General features: G+C 71.9%; 14 protein-coding genes. 2 read left to right on the top strand and 12 right to left on the bottom strand.

The features are described 5' to 3' along the window. Window positions 1-97: 97 nt before the first annotated feature. The 4 genes from qcrB to ctaE are packed head-to-tail and all read right to left on the bottom strand — an operon-like array spanning window position 98 to window position 4,474. Window positions 98-1,756 (bottom strand): cytochrome bc1 complex cytochrome b subunit, encoded by a 1,659-nt coding sequence (gene qcrB / locus AB0L06_RS14030; protein ID WP_500231364.1) that lies wholly within the window; start codon window positions 1,754-1,756, stop codon window positions 98-100. Next, the gene (qcrA, locus tag AB0L06_RS14035) at window positions 1,753-2,859 is read right to left on the bottom strand and encodes a cytochrome bc1 complex Rieske iron-sulfur subunit (protein ID WP_500231365.1); all 1,107 of its coding nucleotides are present in this window, start codon (window positions 2,857-2,859) and stop codon (window positions 1,753-1,755) included. The genes qcrB and qcrA overlap by 4 nt, the downstream gene beginning before the upstream one ends. Further along, window positions 2,856-3,767 carry a cytochrome bc1 complex diheme cytochrome c subunit gene (gene qcrC / locus AB0L06_RS14040; protein ID WP_500231366.1) on the bottom strand — a complete coding sequence of 304 codons (912 nt, stop codon included), beginning with the start codon at window positions 3,765-3,767 and terminating at the stop codon, window positions 2,856-2,858. The genes qcrA and qcrC overlap by 4 nt, the downstream gene beginning before the upstream one ends. 44 nt (window positions 3,768-3,811) lie before the next feature. Next, window positions 3,812-4,474 carry an aa3-type cytochrome oxidase subunit III gene (gene ctaE, locus AB0L06_RS14045; protein ID WP_500231367.1) on the bottom strand — a complete coding sequence of 221 codons (663 nt, stop codon included), beginning with the start codon at window positions 4,472-4,474 and terminating at the stop codon, window positions 3,812-3,814. Between the two features lie 190 nt (window positions 4,475-4,664). Here ctaE and AB0L06_RS14050 point away from each other — a divergent pair, with 190 nt between their 5' ends. Both AB0L06_RS14050 and trpD read left to right on the top strand, forming a co-directional pair. Then, window positions 4,665-5,087 (top strand): hypothetical protein, encoded by a 423-nt coding sequence (locus AB0L06_RS14050; protein WP_500231368.1) that lies wholly within the window; start codon window positions 4,665-4,667, stop codon window positions 5,085-5,087. Between the two features lie 109 nt (window positions 5,088-5,196). Next, window positions 5,197-6,411, top strand: coding sequence for an anthranilate phosphoribosyltransferase (gene trpD, locus AB0L06_RS14055; protein ID WP_500231369.1), 1,215 nt, complete (start codon window positions 5,197-5,199; stop codon window positions 6,409-6,411). A 60-nt stretch (window positions 6,412-6,471) separates the two neighbouring features. Here trpD and AB0L06_RS14060 read toward each other — a convergent pair whose 3' ends face one another. The 8 genes from AB0L06_RS14060 to AB0L06_RS14095 form a co-directional block, all read right to left on the bottom strand. Further along, the gene (locus AB0L06_RS14060; RefSeq protein WP_500231370.1) at window positions 6,472-6,759 is read right to left on the bottom strand and encodes an Lrp/AsnC family transcriptional regulator; all 288 of its coding nucleotides are present in this window, start codon (window positions 6,757-6,759) and stop codon (window positions 6,472-6,474) included. Window positions 6,760-6,842: 83 nt separating this feature from the next. Next, window positions 6,843-9,737 (bottom strand): DUF5682 family protein, encoded by a 2,895-nt coding sequence (locus AB0L06_RS14065; RefSeq protein WP_500231371.1) that lies wholly within the window; start codon window positions 9,735-9,737, stop codon window positions 6,843-6,845. After that, window positions 9,734-10,849 carry an ATP-binding protein gene (locus AB0L06_RS14070; RefSeq protein WP_500231372.1) on the bottom strand — a complete coding sequence of 372 codons (1,116 nt, stop codon included), beginning with the start codon at window positions 10,847-10,849 and terminating at the stop codon, window positions 9,734-9,736. The genes AB0L06_RS14065 and AB0L06_RS14070 overlap by 4 nt, the downstream gene beginning before the upstream one ends. Window positions 10,850-10,859: 10 nt before the next feature. Then, window positions 10,860-12,422 (bottom strand): VWA domain-containing protein, encoded by a 1,563-nt coding sequence (locus AB0L06_RS14075; protein WP_500231373.1) that lies wholly within the window; start codon window positions 12,420-12,422, stop codon window positions 10,860-10,862. Beyond that, window positions 12,419-13,801, bottom strand: a complete 1,383-nt coding sequence (locus tag AB0L06_RS14080; protein WP_500231374.1) for a hypothetical protein — start codon at window positions 13,799-13,801, stop codon at window positions 12,419-12,421. The genes AB0L06_RS14075 and AB0L06_RS14080 overlap by 4 nt, the downstream gene beginning before the upstream one ends. Beyond that, window positions 13,801-14,304, bottom strand: coding sequence for a hypothetical protein (locus AB0L06_RS14085; protein ID WP_500231375.1), 504 nt, complete (start codon window positions 14,302-14,304; stop codon window positions 13,801-13,803). Before AB0L06_RS14085 ends, AB0L06_RS14080 begins: the two co-directional genes overlap by 1 nt. Before the next feature lie 96 nt (window positions 14,305-14,400). After that, the gene (locus AB0L06_RS14090) at window positions 14,401-15,150 is read right to left on the bottom strand and encodes a rhomboid family intramembrane serine protease (protein WP_500231376.1); all 750 of its coding nucleotides are present in this window, start codon (window positions 15,148-15,150) and stop codon (window positions 14,401-14,403) included. Window positions 15,151-15,251: 101 nt separating this feature from the next. Next, entirely contained in the window at window positions 15,252-17,126 is a 1,875-nt protein-coding gene (locus AB0L06_RS14095; RefSeq protein ID WP_500231377.1) for a DEDD exonuclease domain-containing protein, read from the bottom strand. Between the last annotated feature and the right edge of the window lie 104 nt (window positions 17,127-17,230).

A 17,230-nucleotide genomic window follows, 5' to 3' on the forward strand; every position in this document is an offset into this window, starting at 1 on the left:
GGAACGGGCAACAGGCCGCACAAGGGGCCTTGGAAATGCGGCGAGGCCCGCCCCCGGAGATCCGGGGACGGGCCTCGCCCGTGGCAACCTGCTGGTGTCAGTGGCCGAGCTGCTTGGGGCCCGAGCCGCTGCCGACCGCTTCGTCGTCACCGTGCTCGCCGTGGCCCTCGCCGTGCTCCTCGACCGGGATGTCGTCGAAGGTCATGGCGCGCTGCAGCCGCGAGCGCAGGTGCCCCATCGGGCCCTTCTGGCTCGGGGCCGGGATGCCGTTGGCATCGACGGCGGGCGCCTCCGGACGGGCGTTCTCCTTGGAGAGGATCTTGATCATCTCCTCCTCGCGGGCGGGCTCGTGCCGCTCGCTGAAGCCGCCGTCGGGGGCCATCACGATGATGCCGGACTCGACGCCGTGTCCCGCGACCGCCGCGTCCTTGCGCTGGAGACCCAGGCAGATCCGCTTGGTCACGATGTAGGCGATGACCGGGCCGATGAAGATCGCGAACCGGAAGAACCAGGTCGTCGCGAACAGCGACACGTGGAACTTGTCGGCCAGCACGTCGTTCGCGCCCGCCAGCCACAGCAGGCCGTAGAAGGCCACGGCCGCCATGCCGATGGAGGTGCGGACCGGAGCGTTGCGCGGCCGGTCGTTGATGTCGTGCCGGCGCTTGTCACCGGTGACCCACTGCTCGATGAACGGCCAGGCCATCGCCCCGCCGAACACGATGCCGAGCGGCACCAGCGCCGGGATCAGCACGTTCATGCTGATCGTGTGACCCCAGATCACCCACTCGGTGCCCTGGCCGGGCATCAGGCGCAGCGCGCCCTCCAGGACGCCCATGTACCAGTCGGGCTGGGAGCCCGACGAGATCGCGCCCGGGTCGTACGGCCCGAACAGCCAGATCGGGTTGATCTGGGCGAACGCGCCGAGGAACGCCAGCACGCCGAACGTGAACAGGAAGTAGGCGCCCGTCTTGGCCATGAAGACCGGGTAGAACGGGTAGCCGTAGACCTGCTCGTTGCTCTGGTTCTTGGACGGCATCGCGGTGTGCTTCTGGTGCCACATGATCATCATGTGCGCGGTCACCAGACCCAGGATGATGCCCGGGATCAGCAGGATGTGGATGGCGTACAGGCGGGGGATCAGGTCACCGAACTGGCCGGTGGGGAACTCGCCGCCGAACAGGAACATGTAGATGTAGGTGCCGACCAGCGGGATCGACTCCGTCACACCCTGGGTGATGCGCAGGCCCGTGCCGGAGAGCAGGTCGTCCGGCAGCGAGTAGCCGAACAGGCCCTCGAGCATGCCCAGGATGAACATGTTGATGCCGATGAGCCAGTTCAGCTCACGCGGCTTGCGGTACGCGCCCGTGAAGAAGACCCGCAGCATGTGCGCCAGGATCGACGCCATGAACAGGACCGCGGCCCAGTGGTGGATCTGCCGCATGAGCAGACCGCCGCGCACATCGAAGCTGATGTGCAGGGCCGAGTTGTACGCGTCCGACATCTGTACACCCTGGAGCTTGGTGTACGAGCCGTTGTAGGTGACCTCCTCCATGCTCGGGTGGAACCAGAGCGTGAGGAAGGTGCCCGTCAGCAGCAGGATGACGAACGAGTACAGCGCGATCTCGCCCAGCATGAACGACCAGTGGTCCGGGAAGACCTTCTTGACGTTCCGCTGGAAGAAGTTGGTCGAGCCGAGTCGGTCGTCCAGGAAGGTCAGCGGTCCCGAGACCGCCTTCGGTGCACTTGCGTCGCTCATCCGCGCTCCCAGAAGCTCGGACCGATCGGCTCGGGGAAGTCGCCGGTGGCGATCAGGTAACCGTCCTCCACGCCCAGCGGAAGCTGCGGCAGCGGACGGTGCGCCGGACCGAAGACGACCTTCGCACCGTCGGTCGCGTCGAACGTCGACTGGTGGCACGGGCACAGGATGTGGTGCGTGGTCTGCTCGTACAGCGCCGCCGGGCAGCCCACGTGCGTGCAGATCTTGGAGTACGCCACGACCCCGTTGACGTGCCAGTTCTCGCGTCCCTTGACCGGCTTGAACTGGTCGTTCGGGACGTTGATCAGGATGGTGACGGCCTTGGCGATCTCGTTGGCCGCCTCCTTCACGTGCTCGATGCCCTCCGGCAGCACGGTGATCATGCCACCGGGCGAGTTGAAGTCGGAGACCTTGAGCGGCGCGTTGGTGCCGTCCACCACCAGGCGGACGCCCTGCCGGCCCTCGGACTTGGCCTTGTTCACGGCCTCGCCCCAGAAGGTGTGGCGGAGCCGCTTCTCCGGCAGCGGGCCGAGGTCGCGCAGCAGCACCAGCGGCGCGAGGCCGAGCGGCGCGGTGGCGAGCAGCAGCGTGCGGCGCAGCAGCGGCCGCTTGGTGATGCCGCTGTCCTCGGCGCCCTCCAGGAAGTCCGCCTCGAACGCCTCGCGGGTGGAGGCGTCCGACGCCATCGCGTGGCGTTCCTGGATGATCGGCTTGCTGGTCATCAGGCGGCGCACCCAGATGGTGACGCCGAACGCCATGGCCAGCATGGCGACCGTCAGCGTCCCGCCGAGCCAGAAGTTCGACTCGCGGGTGCGGATCACGCCGTGCATGCCGCCGTTGCGGCCGCTCCAGCCGATGTAGTAGGCGATGAAGGCCACGCTGGCGGCGAACGCCAGCAGGAAGAACGCGGCGACGATCCGCTCGGCGTTCTTCGCGGACTTCTCGTCCAGCTCGATGCCCGGCCCGACCGGGGGCTTGGCGCCCTCGTCGTCCTTCGCCAGCAGGGACTCGCCCTTGGCCGGCGACGGCGTGCCCACCACCCGGCCGGACGCGCCGTCCTCGCGCGGCTCCTCGGAGCCCGCGGTGTGGTTGTTGTCGCTCATGACTTCTTCAGCTTCTTCGGCTTCTTCGCGGTGATCCACATCGCCGCCAGCACCATCAGGCCGACGCCGATCAGCCAGCCCGCCAGGCCCTCCGACACCGGGCCGACACGGCCGAGGCCGTTGCCACCGGGGTTGGGCTCGTCACGGGTCTGCACGAGGTAGGCGATGATCGCCTGCTTGTCCTTCGGGGTCAGCGTGGTGTCGTTGAACACCGGCATCGCCTGCGGACCGGTCAGCATCGCCTCGTACATCTGGGTCGGCGAGACGTCGTTGCCGGACAGCGGCGGGGCGTACTTGCCCTGCGTCAGCGCGCCGCCCTGCCCGGTGAAGTTGTGGCACTGGGCGCAGTTGGTGCGGAAGAGCTTGCCGCCCACCGCGACGTCGCCCTTGGTCGGGTCGACCTGGTCGGTCGTCGGGATGGCGGGCCCGCCGCCCAGCTGGGCGACGTACCCGCTGAGGTCATGCAGGTTCTTCTCGGCCGCGGCCTTCTGCTTCTCGGCGGCCTCGCGCTTCTCCGGCTCCGAGTAGTCGGTCTTGATCTCGGTGTTGAAGAGCGGGATCGGCTTCTTGCGCGGCATCTGCGCGCCAGGGTTCATCGCGGGCATGCGGCCCGTGCTGACCTGGAAGTCGACGGAGGCGGCGCCGACGCCCAGCAGGCTCGGTGCGATCGGCTTGCCCTTGGCGTCCTTGGTGCCCTCGGCGTTCAGGCCATGGCAGCTGGCGCAGTTCTGGTTGAAGAGCTGCCTGCCGTTGGCGAGGTCGGCCTGGGCGTCGGCGGTTCCAGCCGCCTCGGCGCGGTCGGTCTTCGGCGAGAAGCCGGCGTAGAGGCCGGCGATCGCCGCGAGGGCCGCCAGCACGACGGCGTAGCCCGCCCACGGGCGCCGTCGCCATGCGGTGATCCTTTTCACGGAAATCCCCGTTCGGGTCTTGTCGTCGTTGGAGGTCGGACGGATCACTTCAGGTCGAGCAGGTAGATCGTCGCGAACAGGCCGATCCAGACCACGTCCACAAAGTGCCAGTAGTAGGACACGACGATCGCGCTCGTCGCCTGCTCATGGGTCCAGCGCTTGGCGGCGTAGGTGCGTCCCAGTACGAACAGGAACGCGATGAGGCCGCCGGTCACGTGCAGACCGTGGAACCCGGTGGTCAGGTAGAAGACCGATCCGTACGCCGAGGAGGACAGGGTCAGGCCGTCCTTGGTGACGAGGTTGGTGTACTCGAAGAGCTGACCCGCCACGAAGTAGGCGCCCATGAGGAACGAGAGGACGTACCACTCGCGCAGCCCCCACTGGCGGAAGTTGAACAGGCCGCCGGTGCGTCCGACCTTGCCGGCCTCGGCCTTGAACACGCCCATCTGGCATGTCACCGAGGACAGCACCAGGACGGTCGTGTTGAACGCCGACAGCGGCAGGTCCAGCTCAGCGCCGGGCCAGGAGTCGTGACCGTGCTGGCCGATCGTCACGGAGCGGATCGTGAAGTACATCGCGAACAGCGCCGCGAAGAACATCAGCTCGGACGACAGCCAAACGATCGTCCCCACGCTGACCAAGTTGGGACGGTTCGCCCGAGCGTGAGGTGTTGTCTCTATCGCGGATGCTGTTGCCACGGGCAGCATTATTACGTCACCCGTTCAGTGACTGACGCATGACCCCCCTTCTGGAGTTCCCGAGCGTGTCCCGGAACCTGCGGGCCCCCGCCCGCCCCATCCGCTCAAAGCCCTATTCAGCAGGGCATTCCGCCTCGCCGAGCCGTCCGGGGACCCGCCCCCTCGTGCCCGCCGCGCCGAACCGGTAGCCTTGCCTGCCATGAGCGACGCCCCAGAGGGTTCGATGAAGGTTCTCGTCTACAGCGACGACGCGAACACGCGCGAGCAGATCCGGCTCGCCATCGGACGCAGGCCCGCCGCCGATCTCCCGGCGGTGGAGTACGTCGAGATCGCCACCCAGCCCGCCGTGGTGGAGCGGCTCGACCGGGGCGACATCGACGTCGTGGTGGTGGACGGCGAGGCGCGCCCCGCGGGCGGCCTCGGCGTGGCCCGGCAGGCCAAGGACGAGGTCTACGACTGCCCGCCCATCCTGGCGATCATCGCGCGCCGGGACGACGGCTGGCTGGCGACCTGGTCGCGCGCCGACGCCGTGATCGGCCTGCCGCTCGACCCGATGGCGGTGGCCAAGGCCGTCGCCGACCTGATGCGCTGGCGGGCCGACAACCGCCTTCCCGCACTGTAAGCACCAGCTCGCCGGGGAGGCGGGGGATCTTCCGTCCCCCGGCCCCGTCCCGGCCGGAACGGGCGGGATCCCACCGGCCTACCCCGCAGGACCCGAACCTGGGGGAACCATGGACGCCCGAACCAGCGCCCACACAGCCGCCGCGTCCGGCGGCCCGTCCGGCATTCCGTCCGAGGACACCGCCGAAGGCGCGCCCGTGCCCGCACCCGCTCCCGACGCCTCCGGCGCCGTCTCCGGCGCTTCTGGGGCCTCCGGCACGGAACCTGGCACGCCCGGCACGGGCGCGACGACCTGGCCGGCGCTGCTCAACGCGCTGCTGGACGGCGTGTCGCTGTCCAGCGCCGAGACGGCCTGGGCGATGGACCAGATCATGTCCGGCGAGGCCACCGACGTGCAGATCGCCGGATTCGCCGTCGCGCTGCGCGCCAAGGGCGAGACGGTCGCCGAGGTGGGCGGGCTCGCCGAGGGCATGATGGCGCACGCCACGCCGATCCGGGTCCCGGGCCGGTTCGCCGACCTGGTCGGGACCGGGGGTGACCGGGCGCACACCGTGAACATCTCGACGATGGCGGCCATGGTGGCCGCCGCGGCCGGGGTGAAGGTCGTCAAGCACGGCAACCGGGCCGCCTCGTCGTCCTGCGGCGCCGCCGACCTGCTGGAGGAGCTCGGGGTCGCGATCGACCTGCCCCCGGCGGCGACCGCGCGGGTCGCCGAGGAGGTCGGGATCACGTTCTGCTTCGCGCCGCTGTACCACCCGGCCCTGCGGTACGCGGCCCGGACGCGCCGCGAGCTGCGCACGCCGACCGTGTTCAACTTCCTGGGGCCGCTGACGAACCCGGCCCGTCCGACCAGCCAGGCCGTCGGCGTGTTCCACCCGCGGATGGCCCCGGTCATGGCGGGGGTGTTCGCCGAGCGCGGCTGCTCGTCCCTGGTGTTCCGGGGCGACGACGGGCTGGACGAGCTGACCACGACGGGCACCTCGAGCGTCTGGGTGGTCCGGGACGGCACGGTCACCGAGACGATCTTCGACCCGGCCGACCTGGACATCCCTCCGGCGCGTCCGGAGGACCTGCGGGGCGCGGACGCCGCCTACAACGGGAAGGTCGCGCGGCGCGTCCTGGCGGGCGAGGCGGGCCCGGTGCGGGACATGGTGCTGCTGAACGCGGCGGCGCTGATCGCCGCCTACGAGGGCGCTCCGGCGCCCGGAGAGCTCACTGGGACGCTCGGGACCGCGTTCGGGCGTGCGGCCCAGGCGGTGGACTCCGGCGCCGCCTCCGGGCTTCTGGAGCGCTGGGTGGAGGCCTCAAGCGCCGCGCGCCGATGACGTGGCCGGCCCCGCCGCGCTCTCCGGAGAGGGCGGCGGGGCCGGGCGCGTCACGGGACGTCAGTCGGCGTCGGGGAGGCCCAGCGAGAAGGCGACCTCGAGGTCGTGCTGGGAGTAGGTGCGGAAGGCGATGTGCGTCTCGGTGTCGCGGACGCCCTTGACCTTGTTCAGCCGTCCGGGGATCACGGCGTTCAGGTCGTCGTGCCGCCGCACCCGCACCATGGCCACCAGGTCGTAGCCGCCGGTGATCGAGTAGACCTCGCTGACCCCGTCCAGCGCGGCGATCTCCTCGGCCGCCTCGTGGACGCGGTCCACGTCGGTCTTGATGAACACGAGCGCGGTGACCACAGATCCTCCCGAAACCGTCGTTGCGGTACGAGCCTATCCAGTGCCCGGGCCGGGACCGTCCGGTGCCCGGCCCGGGCGGCCGCTCAGGCGGTGAGCAGGGCCGCGAGGGCCCCGGCGGCGTCCGGATGCCGCGCGACCAGCTCCGCCGCCGCCGGGTGCGCGGGGGCGGAGCCCGCCGGGACGGCCTGCCAGACCGGCTCCAGCCCGAACAGGGCCGCCGCCGCGTCGCAGGCGGCCGGATGCGCGGCCAGCAGCTCCGCGACCGGACCGGACGGCACGGCGGACCCGGCGGACCCCGGGGCGGGCGCCGTGCCCCGAGCGGCCTCCCACGGCGGCGTCCAGGCGTCCAGGGCCGGGAGCGAGCCGGGGAGGGTGCGCCCGGCCTCCCGGGTGAGCACCGGCATCAGCTCCGCCGCGTTCTCGCGGAGCGTGGTCACCAGGCGCGGCAGCCAGGGCAGCAGGACGTGGTCCGGCAGGCTCCCGAACGCCTTCGACATCACCTCCACGACGAACGGCGCGAACGTCGGGACCGGCTCGAGCGCGTGCACGAACCCGTTGAGGTAGTGCGGGAAGGCGGGCACGACCAGCGGGTTCCCGAGCATCTCGTCGCAGCGGACGCGCAGGTCGGCGCGGGTGAGCACGCCGAGCTGGACGCGCGCCGCCCACAGCAGCGCCACCTTCGCCGGCGCCCCGGGATGCGACTGCGCGACCGCGATCTCCAGCTGGGCGTGGTCGCAGCCGAGCGACAGCGCCAGGCTCTCCATCCCGAACAGGAACCCGAGCATCGCCGCGACCTGCCGGACGCCGGTCTCGTCCTCGGTGAAGGCCGTCGGCAGCAGGGTGCAGTAGTGCGCGTACCCCTCGGTCACGAAGTCCTTGCACCAGGCGGGCAGCTCCGGCTCGCTCGCCCGGTAGTGCGCGAGCAGCCGCCGGACCCGCTTCAGCACCTCGGGCGCGTCGTCCACGGTGCGCTCGGCGGACAGCAGCTCGACCGCGCGGGCGCCCAGCTCGTCCACGAACCGCCGGTTGCGGAGCAGGACCAGCGCGTCCTCGACGGCGTTGAGCGCGACCGACGCCGTCGCGTCCGGGGCCCAGGCGATCTTGCGGAGCCGCTGCTCGAGCACCTGCTCGACCGTGACGCCCTCGTAGCCGAGCTCGACCAGCCAGCGCTGGTCGCGGCCGAGGGACAGGTCCCAGCTCTCCTGGACGGACCGCTCACCGAGCGTCCGCGAGCCCATGATCGGCCGGACGATGCCGTCCGGCAGCATCCGGTGCAGGATCCACAGCACGTCCGAGCACGCCTGCAGGCGCGGCTCCGAGCGCAGGTCGAGCAGCGCCCGCTGGACGGTCCGCTTGGTCAGGTCGAGGCCGAGCGGCTCGAGCCGGTCCAGGACGTTCTGGGCGAGCGGCGGCAGCGCCGCGTACCCGACCTGGCCGACCCGGTCGCCGCCGAGCAGGATCTCGCACAGGCGCCGGACGTCCCGGCGCCCCGGCACCGCGTCCTTCTCGATGCAGGTGATCGCCGCGTCCTGGAAGTCGTACGGGGTCGGGCGGTTCCGCCCCCGGACGCCCGCCAGCAGCACCGACGTCTCGACCACCGCGATCGCGTCGGCCGTGCTCGCCATGTAGCCGTTGCGGCGGGCGAGCCGGACGATGTCGACCGCCCAGGTCAGCAGCTCCTGCTCGTCCAGCACGCCCGGCTCGGGCGGGGTGGTGAGGAAGCCGGACAGCCGGTCCTCCGGCGGGGCCTCGACCAGGGGCGCGGCCTTGGGGGCCTTGCGGCTCGTCCCCTTCTGCCCGGCCAGCCGGAACGGCGCGACGCCGCTGCGCTTGAGCGCTTTCTCCCAGGTCGCGGTGGCGATCGACACCGAGCCCCGGGCCAGCCCGAACTGCGCCTCGATCGCCGAGTGGCTGGACGGGATCAGGCCGTGCAGCCAGCGCGTCCCGGTCCGGTCGGCGATCTCGTACGGCGCGTCCGAGCGGACGCCGAACTGCTCGACCCGGCTCGCCGCGTGCAGCGCCCCGCACACGTACAGGGCGTCGCCCGCCTCGAGCTCGGACGCGGCGAGGTGCTGCCGCATCCGGGTCCACATGAACCGCTCGCGCTCCTCGCTGCGGCGCAGGTCACCGGTGTCGCGAAGCCGCCGGAACAGGCTCCCGACCAGCAGCATCACCTGCCGGTAGGCCTCGTACCCGGCGCCGCTGAGCGGCTGCTCGACGTACTGGTCCCACCACTCCGACCAGTGCCGGACCCGCCCGTGGTGCAGCAGGTACTCCTCCAGCTCGGCGAAGCCGGGACGCAGATCGCCCAGCTCGATGCCGACCGCGTCGCCGTGGAGGGCGGACTCGCCGTCCTCGTCCGCCTCCTCCTCGGACCCGGCCGCGTGCGCGGGCCGCGCCTCGGCGTCCGGATCCGGCTTGGCCTTCCTGGCCGCCGGGTCGGACTCCTCCCACTGGAAGACGTGGTCGGTGGACCAGTCGACCGCGACCAGCTCGACACCCGGCGTCTCCAGCGCGTACGCGATCGCCTGGTACTCGGCGGACGCCTCGGTGATCGGCGCGACCACCGACAGCGGCGCCCAGGCCGGGTCGAAGCCCTCGATGTCGCTCGCGAACGCCTGCAGGGCCACGGGCAGCCGGCAGTTGCGCAGCTCGTCCAGCAGGGGCCGCATGTCCTCGCAGAGCTCGAGGTAGACGACCTTGGGCCGCTTCTCCCGCAGCCGCCGCGCCATCGCCAGCGCGGACGCGGGCGAGTGGTGGCAGACCGGGAAGATCTCCAGCTCCTCGGCGAGGGCGCGGTCGACGTCGTCCACCATGCCCGCGAGGATCCCGGCGGCGGCCCCGGGCGCCTCGGCGAACCGCTCCGCCGCGTCCGCCAGCTGGCCGCGGAGCGCGGCGAACGTGCCGTCGGGCCCGTTCTCGGCGGTGTCGGCGGTGTCCGTGCCCGTGCCCGCGCCTGTGTCGGTGGGGGTGCTCACGACAGGGTCGCGATCGCCTCGCGGCCGCCCTCCAGGAAGCCCTGCCACTCGCCGCCCTCCTTCTTGCTGCGTCCCTCGACCACGCCGTGCCAGAACTTGTTCAGGATCGCCAGGTCCTCCGGGCTGCGCCGGGCCAGCGACCCGACCAGCGAGGACGCCAGGGTCGTCGCGCGCAGCGTGTCGTCCCCGAAGAAGCGGCTGTGCAGGATCGCGTCCTCCAGAACGCCGATCTGCTCGGCCGTCGACAGCGCCGACTCCAGCCGCTCGTCGTCGCTCCCCGCGGCGGCGGACGCCGTGCGCAGGTCGGCGAAGCTCTGCAGCAGGATGTCCAGCAGCGTCGGCGGCACCTCCAGCTCGATCTGGTGCCGGCGCAGCAGCTCCTCGGTGCGGAACCGGACGATCTCCGCCTCGCTCCTCTTGTTCGTCACGACCGGGATCCGGACGAAGTTGAACCGCCGCTTCAGCGCGGACGACAGGTCGTTCACGCCGCGGTCCCGGCTGTTGGCCGTCGCGATGATCGAGAAGCCCGGCTTGGCGAAAACGATGTTGTCGTCGTCCAGCTCGGGGATGGAGACGTACTTCTCCGACAGGATCGAGATCAGCGCGTCCTGGACGTCGCTGGTGGAGCGGGTCAGCTCCTCGAACCGGCCGATCACGCCCGCCTCCATCGCGGTCATGATCGGGGACGGGATCATCGAGTCGCGGGACTGGCCCTTGGCGATCACCATCGAGACGTTCCACGAGTACTTGATGTGGTCCTCGGTGGTGCCCGCGGTGCCCTGCACGACCAGCGTCGAGTTGCGGCACACGGCGGCGGACAGCAGCTCGGCCAGCCAGCTCTTGCCGGTGCCCGGGTCGCCGATCAGCAGCAGGCCGCGGTCGGAGGCGAGCGTGACGATGCTCCGCTCCACGAACGTCCGGTCGCCGAACCACTTCTGCGGGATCTCCCGGTCCAGGCCGTCCGCGCGCTCGGAGCCCAGGATGAACGTGCGGACCATCTTCGGGCTGAGCCGCCACGCGAACGGCCTGGGCCCGTCGTCCACCGACTCCAGGTAGTCCAGCTCGTCGGCGTACTTCGCCTCGGCGGGGGCGCGCAGCATTCCGTCGGTCATCGGGGGTCTCCTAGTCGAGGAAGTTCTTGAGTTCGGACACGAGCTTGCCGATCTGGCCGGAGATCACCGGCGTGCCCATCGCCTTGAAGCGCTGCCGGAACCAGGGGTTGACCTCCTGGGTCCCGGAACTGGTCACCGAGCCGACCGGGATCACCTTCACCCCGGACCGGTGGGCGGACTGCAGCCCGTCGAACAGCGGCTGGGAGCGGTCGAACTCGTAGAAGTCCGAAATCCACACCAGCACGGTGTTCCGCGGGTCGGCGATCTTGGGACGGGCCATCTCGAGCGCCACCGGCCCGTCGTTCCCGCCGCCGAGCCTGGTGCGCAGCAGCACCTCGAACGGGTCGTTCACCCAGGGGGTCAGGTCGATCGCCCGGGTGTCGAAGGCGATCAGGTGCACGTCCACCTTCGGCAGCCCGGCGAAGATCGACGCCAGGATCGTGCAGTTGACCATGGAGTCGACCATCGACCCGGACTGGTCCACCACGACGATCATGCGGGCCGGGGTGGTGCGCTTGGCGGTGTGCCTGTAGAACAGCCGGTCGACGTAGAGGCGCTCGTCGTCCGGGCTCCAGTTGGTGAGGTTCTTCCAGATCGTCCGGTCGAGGTCGAGGTTGCGGAACACCCGCTTCGGCGGGATCGACCGGTCCGGCGCGCCGACGCTGGTCTGCCGCACCTGCGTCTTCAGCACGTCGGCGACCTCGTCCACGTACCGGCGGATGAGCCGCTTGGCGTTCTGCAGCGCCACCCCGGACAGGTTCGCCTTGTCGCGCAGCAGCTGCTCGATCAGCGACATGCTGGGCGTGAGGCGCGCGGCGAGCTTCGGGTCGGCGAGGACCTCGCGCAGCCGCATCCGCTTGACCAGGTCGCCCTCGATGTCGCGGAGGATCCGTTCGATGTCCCCGACGTCGAAGCCGGATCCGGGCCCGCCCGGACCGAAGTTCGAGGTGCGGGTGATCCCGCCGGACTCGCCGTCCGATCCCGACCCCGATTCGGAGCCGGATCCTGGTTGGCCCGCGCCGGAGCCGCCCTTGCCTTCGCCGGATCCGCCGGGGCCGCCCCCCGGGCACACTCCCCCGCCCGGACAGGCTCCCCCGCCCGGGCACGCCGGGCCGCCCCGGCATGCTCCTGCGCCCAGGGCGCGGCGGAGGCGGGTGGCGTCGCGCTGCCAGGCGGCGAGCTGATCGGCGCCGACGTTGCCCTGGCCGGTCTGGAACACGTTGATCAGCAGCTTGGAGATGAGCGCGGCGTTGCGGACGGCTCCCATGCCGATCTCGTCGGAGCCGCCGCGTGCGGCCTTGGCGAACAGGTCGTCGAACTCGGGCTCGAGCTCGGGGAAGCGCTGGAACAGGCTGTCCATCGACACCGACGGGTCGAGCAGCGCCGGGGGCAGGCCGACCGCGTCCACGACGGCGACGCTGGACGACTCCAGCGCGGGCTGCTCCTCACTGTCGAACATCCGGGCCATCAGCCGCCAGTAGAGCGCCTGCCTGCGGTTCGCGTGCGCCCGGCTCTCCTCCTTGGAGGCTCCGGCGTCGTTCGCGTCCATCTCGTGCGCGTTGGTCTCGGTCATTTGCGCAACAACCGCCCCGCGCGCTCACGCAGCACCGTCACCGCGTCCCCGGACCGGGCCTGCGCCTTGACGACCTTCGGGTCCGTCGGGCCGAGCGCCCAGTCGCCGCCGTGCGCGACCACCGGCTTCTTCTTGACCGTGGCCTGGACGGCGAGCGGACGCAGCGACCAGCCCCCGGCGTCCCAGCGGACGAGCCCGACGCAGGCCGTGGACGCGGCCACGAGCTCGGGCGTCAGCGGGCCGCCGCCGGGCAGGTTCGCCAGCTCGACCCGCAACCGGTGGTCGTCGAGGACCAGGTCCGCGCCGTCGATCCGATAGTCCTCCAGGAGGACCGGCTCGGCGATGCGCACCGGATGCCGCTCCAGCGGCGGGACGGGCGGTGCGGTCGCCTCGTCCAGCTGGAGGCGCGCGGTGGCGAACGGGTCGGCGGGCTCGCCGGCCTCGGCCGCGTCCTCGGACCAGAGCAGGTCGCCGCCGGGCAGCAGCGTCATGCCGTCGATCTCCACGGCACGGTGCCCGGCGAGCGCGGCCAGCAGGACGGGGTAGCCGTCCAGGACGCCCCAGATCGCGGGCCCGACGATCGTGTCGACCTTCCCGGCCGCGACGCTCGCGCGGACGAGCCGCCTCGTGTCGCCGCTCTCCAGGACGCCGTGGACCTGGATCTGGACGCCCGTCGGGTGCTCGTGGACGTCCACGCCGAGCGGCAGCAGCCGTCCGGACACCTGCTCGCCGGCCCCGGCGGGGGCTCCGTCCTGCCAGGTGAGCAGCATCGCGCGGGACCACAGGTCGCCCCAGCGGCGCGCCGGGACGCGGGCCATCGTCGCGACCGGGCTGGACGCGCGCAGCTCGGCGGCCAGGCCGTCCATCAGCATCGCGACGCGGCGCAGGGCGGGCTCGGCGAGCAGCGCCTCGACGGTCGGGTCGACGGCCGCCACCAGGTCGTGGCCCACGCCGCGCCAGCCGGTGACGGCGACTTCGTGCAGCCAGGACCGGGCTCCGGCCAGCAGGTTCGCGCCGGACGCCGGGACCGGCGCGGGCTCGTCCCATGCGGCGCGGGTGCGGCCCAGGGCGGTGTCGAAACGGTCGAGCAGGGCGTCGTGGACGGCGCCGAGCAGCGCGGCGCGTCCGGCGGCGAGCACGCCGAGGCCCTCCTCGGACGCCGATCCGCTGCCGACCTTGGCGGCGGCCTCGGCGGCCGCCAGCCCGAGCGGCGCGGCGGACAGGGCCGCGGCCAGCGCCTCGAGCGCGGCGGCCTCGGTGTCGCCGAGCCTGCCGAGGCCGTGGGTCAGGGCGTCGTCGAAGCCGCGGGCCAGGTCGACCGCGTCGTCGATGCCGTCCGGGAGGGCGGCCGTCAGCGCGGCCAGGTGCATGCTCAGCATCAGCCCACCGCCCCTGCCGGGAACCACTGCATCTCGGGCACCGGCGCGGTCTGCGCGGGCAGCTCCAGGTAGGCCAGGTGCCGCAGGAACCGGTTGAACACCGTGGCGGCCGGGTTGTCCCCGCTCTCCGTCCCGTCGAGCAGGGAGGCGACGTCGCCGCCCGGCTCGACCTCCACGCCCAGATAGGCGGCGACGCGTTCGGCTCCGTATTGGAGCACCGCCTCCTTGACAAGCGCGTCGAGGTGTTTGCACCTATAGGGGCCGCTCAGCCCCCCGCACCTCCGGTTGTTGTTGGTGCTGCAGCTGTAGGCGTGCGTTTCCGCGGCAATGGACGAAACATAAACCCGGGTGATGTCGGAACCACTCGACACCACGCCCTGGAGTCGTCCGCCCGCCATTTCGACGAACGGCACCTTCGCCAACTTCCGCGCCTTCGCGGAGGGCATCACCCGCACTACGGCGGACCGCTCCCACGCGAGGTCATCCGCGTCCTCGTTTGACATGTCGCAATCATCCCAAGGGGGTACGACAAAATCAGGGAATCGCGGACGGGAACGCGAGAGCTCCCCGCGGAACTTCGCGGGGAGCTCTCGGGAGAATCAGCCTCGGGACAGCGCGACGATACCGCGCGCGGGACCGGCCCGGCGGGCCAGGAACGCGAACAGCATGCCGCTCGCGAAACCATAGATATGAGCCACGTAGGCGACGTTGCTCGATTTGTCGCCGAGCGACAGCCATTGAAGGACGAACCACGATCCGAGCACGACCCACACGGGCAGCCGGGCGACGAAGACGGGCGCGACGTAGCTGATGATCCGGCCGCGCGGGTTCAGGACGAGGTACGCGCCCAGCACCCCGGCGATCGCGCCGGACGCCCCGATCAGCGGGATGCCCGAATCGGGCGTGGTGTAGGCGAACCCGTACACCGCGACGAGCCCGAAGAACAGGTAGGAGAGCAGGTACCGGAGCCGTCCGAGCCGGTCCTCCACGCCCATCCCGACGACGAACAGCACCACCAGGTTGCCCAGCAGGTGCATCCAGTTCGAGTGCAGGAACATCGAGGTGAACGCGGACGTCCACGGCGTCTTGGTGAAGGTCGCCGGGCCGCACGCGTGCGTGACGTCGGCCGGCAGCGGCTGCTGCTCGCCGGTCGTCAGCTCCTTCGGAACGGCGCCGTACTCCATCGTGAACTGGGTCACCTTGCACTCGCGGACGCCGCTCTCGCCGTACCAGGTGGCGAACTGCGCCATCGGCGTGAGCAGGAACACCAGCACGTTCGCGGCGACCAGCAGGTAGGTCACCCAGGGGACCCGGCGGGCGGGCTGACTGTCGTAGAGGGGCAGTGCCATGGAGGAGGCGTCCAGATCGGGAGGAGGCGGCGTCGGCGACTATCTCGGCTATCGGCGGCTATCTCGGGCAGATGCCCGCAAACCCTAGATGCCCCTGAACCCTAACGGTCGGACGGGTCCACGGCGGCGTAGGCGTTGTCGATCCATCCGCGGAACGACTCGGCGCCGTACGCCGGGCACGTCCACTCCCCCTCGACCTCCACCAGCCGGACGCCCGGGGCGTCCATCCAGCGCAGCACGCACTCCATCTCCTCGGCGCCGGTGCTGCCCGCCCCCGTCATCGCGCCCGGCGCGCCGCCCGCACCGGGCAGGACGGTCTCGGCGGTCGCGATCAGCGCGTCCACATAGGGACGGGGCGCGGCGCGCGGCGGGACCGTCCCGGCCGCGGCGAGCCGCCCGTACCGGACGACCGACAGCTCCCAGCCCCCGTCGAACGCCGGACGCGCCGCCACGACCTGCGGCAACCGGGCCAGCGCGGCCAGCCGCTGCCCGCGCGCCGCCGCCCGGACGAACGCGGCGAGCCGGTCGCGCTGCGCGGCGGCCTCCTCGTAGCGGTACTCCTCGGCGAGCCGCGCGATGCGCCGCCGCGCCGCCTTCACGACCGGCCGGACATCGCCGCTCATGACGGCGCTCGCGGTCGCGGCGTGCTCGTCGTACTCCTCCGGCGTCTCGTGGCCGACGCAGGGCGCGCCGCAGCGTCCGAGATCGGCCAGCGCGCAGGCGCGGCCCCCGCCCTTCTCGACCAGCCGCAGCGTGAGCCGCTGGGTGCACTGCCGCAGCGGGACGGCCTCGTGCAGCGCCGCCTTCGCCTCCTCGGCCTGCCGCGTCGACGACAGCGGCCCGAGGTACACCGCGCCGTCGTCGCGGGACTCGCGCACCACCGACAGCCGCGGGAACGGCTCGGCCGTGAGCTTCAGCCAGATCGCCCGCTCCGGGAACTTCGAGCGCCGGTTGTAGCGGGGCTTGTGCTCCGCGATGAGCCGCAGCTCGCGGACCTCCGCCTCGAGCCCGGTCGCGCACACGATCGTCCGGACCCGCTGGGCGAGCCCGACCATCTCCCGGGCCCGCCAGCGCGTCTCCGACCCGGTGAAGTACGACCGGACGCGGGTGCGCAGGTTCGTGGACTTCCCCACGTAGAGGATCTCGCCGCCGCCGTCCTCGAACAGGTAGACGCCGGGCTCGCCCGGCACGTTCTCGGCCAGGTGGCGCTTGCGCCGCTGCTCGGGCGTCGGGGCCTTCGCGAACCCCTTCAGCTCCTCCAGGGACGTGACGCCGAACGAGCCGATCCGCTCGATCAGGCCGTGCAGGACGTCCACGGTGGCCCTGGCGTCGGAGAGCGCCCGGTGGCACGGCTCGGTCTCGGTGCGGAAATGGCGGGCGAGCGTCCCGAGCTTGTGGTTGGGCACCTCGTCGCGGGTCATGACCCGCCGGGCCAGGTCGACCGTGTCGACGACCGGGAACGCGGGCCACGCGTACTCCAGCTGCGCGCACGCCGCCTTGAGGAACCCGATGTCGAACGGCGCGTTGTGCGCGACCAGCACGCTCCCGCGCGCGAACTCCAGGAAGGACGGCAGCACCTCGCCGATGCGCGGCGCGGCCATCACCATCTGCGTCGTGATGCCGGTCAGGGCCGTGATGAACGGCGGCACCGGGCCGCCCGGGTCGACCAGGGTGGCGAAGTCGCCGAGATGCACGCCGCCGCGCACCTTCACCGCGCCGATCTCGGTGATGGCGCAGTCGGCGGGCGACCCACCGGTCGTCTCCAGGTCGACCACGACGAAGGTGACCTCGGCGAGCGGCGTGCCGAGATCGTCCAGGGTGCCCTGCACGGGGACGGCCCGCTCCGGAGCCGCCCGTCTGGAGGCCGCCCCTGACGCGGTGGCCTGCGAGGGGACGGCGGGGACGGCGCGCGGGCCGGGGGACGGCGTCGCCGGCGGCCGGCCCGCCGACCCGGGAAGGTGGTGCGCGGACGTCATGACGGCGACCGTAAGCCATCGCACCGACAGAACACCCGCCGGGCCCCACGGCCCCGGCCGTCCCCCCGCCGGACCGCTAGGCTTGGCCCCGGTCTCCACCGGTT

The sequence above is a fragment of the Spirillospora sp. NPDC052269 genome (assembly GCF_040679435.1).
Lineage (GTDB): Bacteria > Actinomycetota > Actinomycetes > Streptosporangiales > Streptosporangiaceae > Spirillospora.

Coding starts and splice junctions, on each gene's coding strand:
- qcrB (WP_500231364.1), bottom strand. CDS start 1,756: ATGAGCGACGCAAGTGCACCGAAGGCGGTCTCGGGACCGCTGACCTTC.
- qcrA (WP_500231365.1), bottom strand. CDS start 2,859: ATGAGCGACAACAACCACACCGCGGGCTCCGAGGAGCCGCGCGAGGAC.
- ctaE (WP_500231367.1), bottom strand. CDS start 4,474: ATGCTGCCCGTGGCAACAGCATCCGCGATAGAGACAACACCTCACGCT.
- AB0L06_RS14050 (WP_500231368.1), top strand. CDS start 4,665: ATGAGCGACGCCCCAGAGGGTTCGATGAAGGTTCTCGTCTACAGCGAC.
- trpD (WP_500231369.1), top strand. CDS start 5,197: ATGGACGCCCGAACCAGCGCCCACACAGCCGCCGCGTCCGGCGGCCCG.
- AB0L06_RS14070 (WP_500231372.1), bottom strand. CDS start 10,849: ATGACCGACGGAATGCTGCGCGCCCCCGCCGAGGCGAAGTACGCCGAC.
- AB0L06_RS14075 (WP_500231373.1), bottom strand. CDS start 12,422: ATGACCGAGACCAACGCGCACGAGATGGACGCGAACGACGCCGGAGCC.
- AB0L06_RS14080 (WP_500231374.1), bottom strand. CDS start 13,801: ATGCTGAGCATGCACCTGGCCGCGCTGACGGCCGCCCTCCCGGACGGC.
- AB0L06_RS14085 (WP_500231375.1), bottom strand. CDS start 14,304: ATGTCAAACGAGGACGCGGATGACCTCGCGTGGGAGCGGTCCGCCGTA.
- AB0L06_RS14090 (WP_500231376.1), bottom strand. CDS start 15,150: ATGGCACTGCCCCTCTACGACAGTCAGCCCGCCCGCCGGGTCCCCTGG.
- AB0L06_RS14095 (WP_500231377.1), bottom strand. CDS start 17,126: ATGACGTCCGCGCACCACCTTCCCGGGTCGGCGGGCCGGCCGCCGGCG.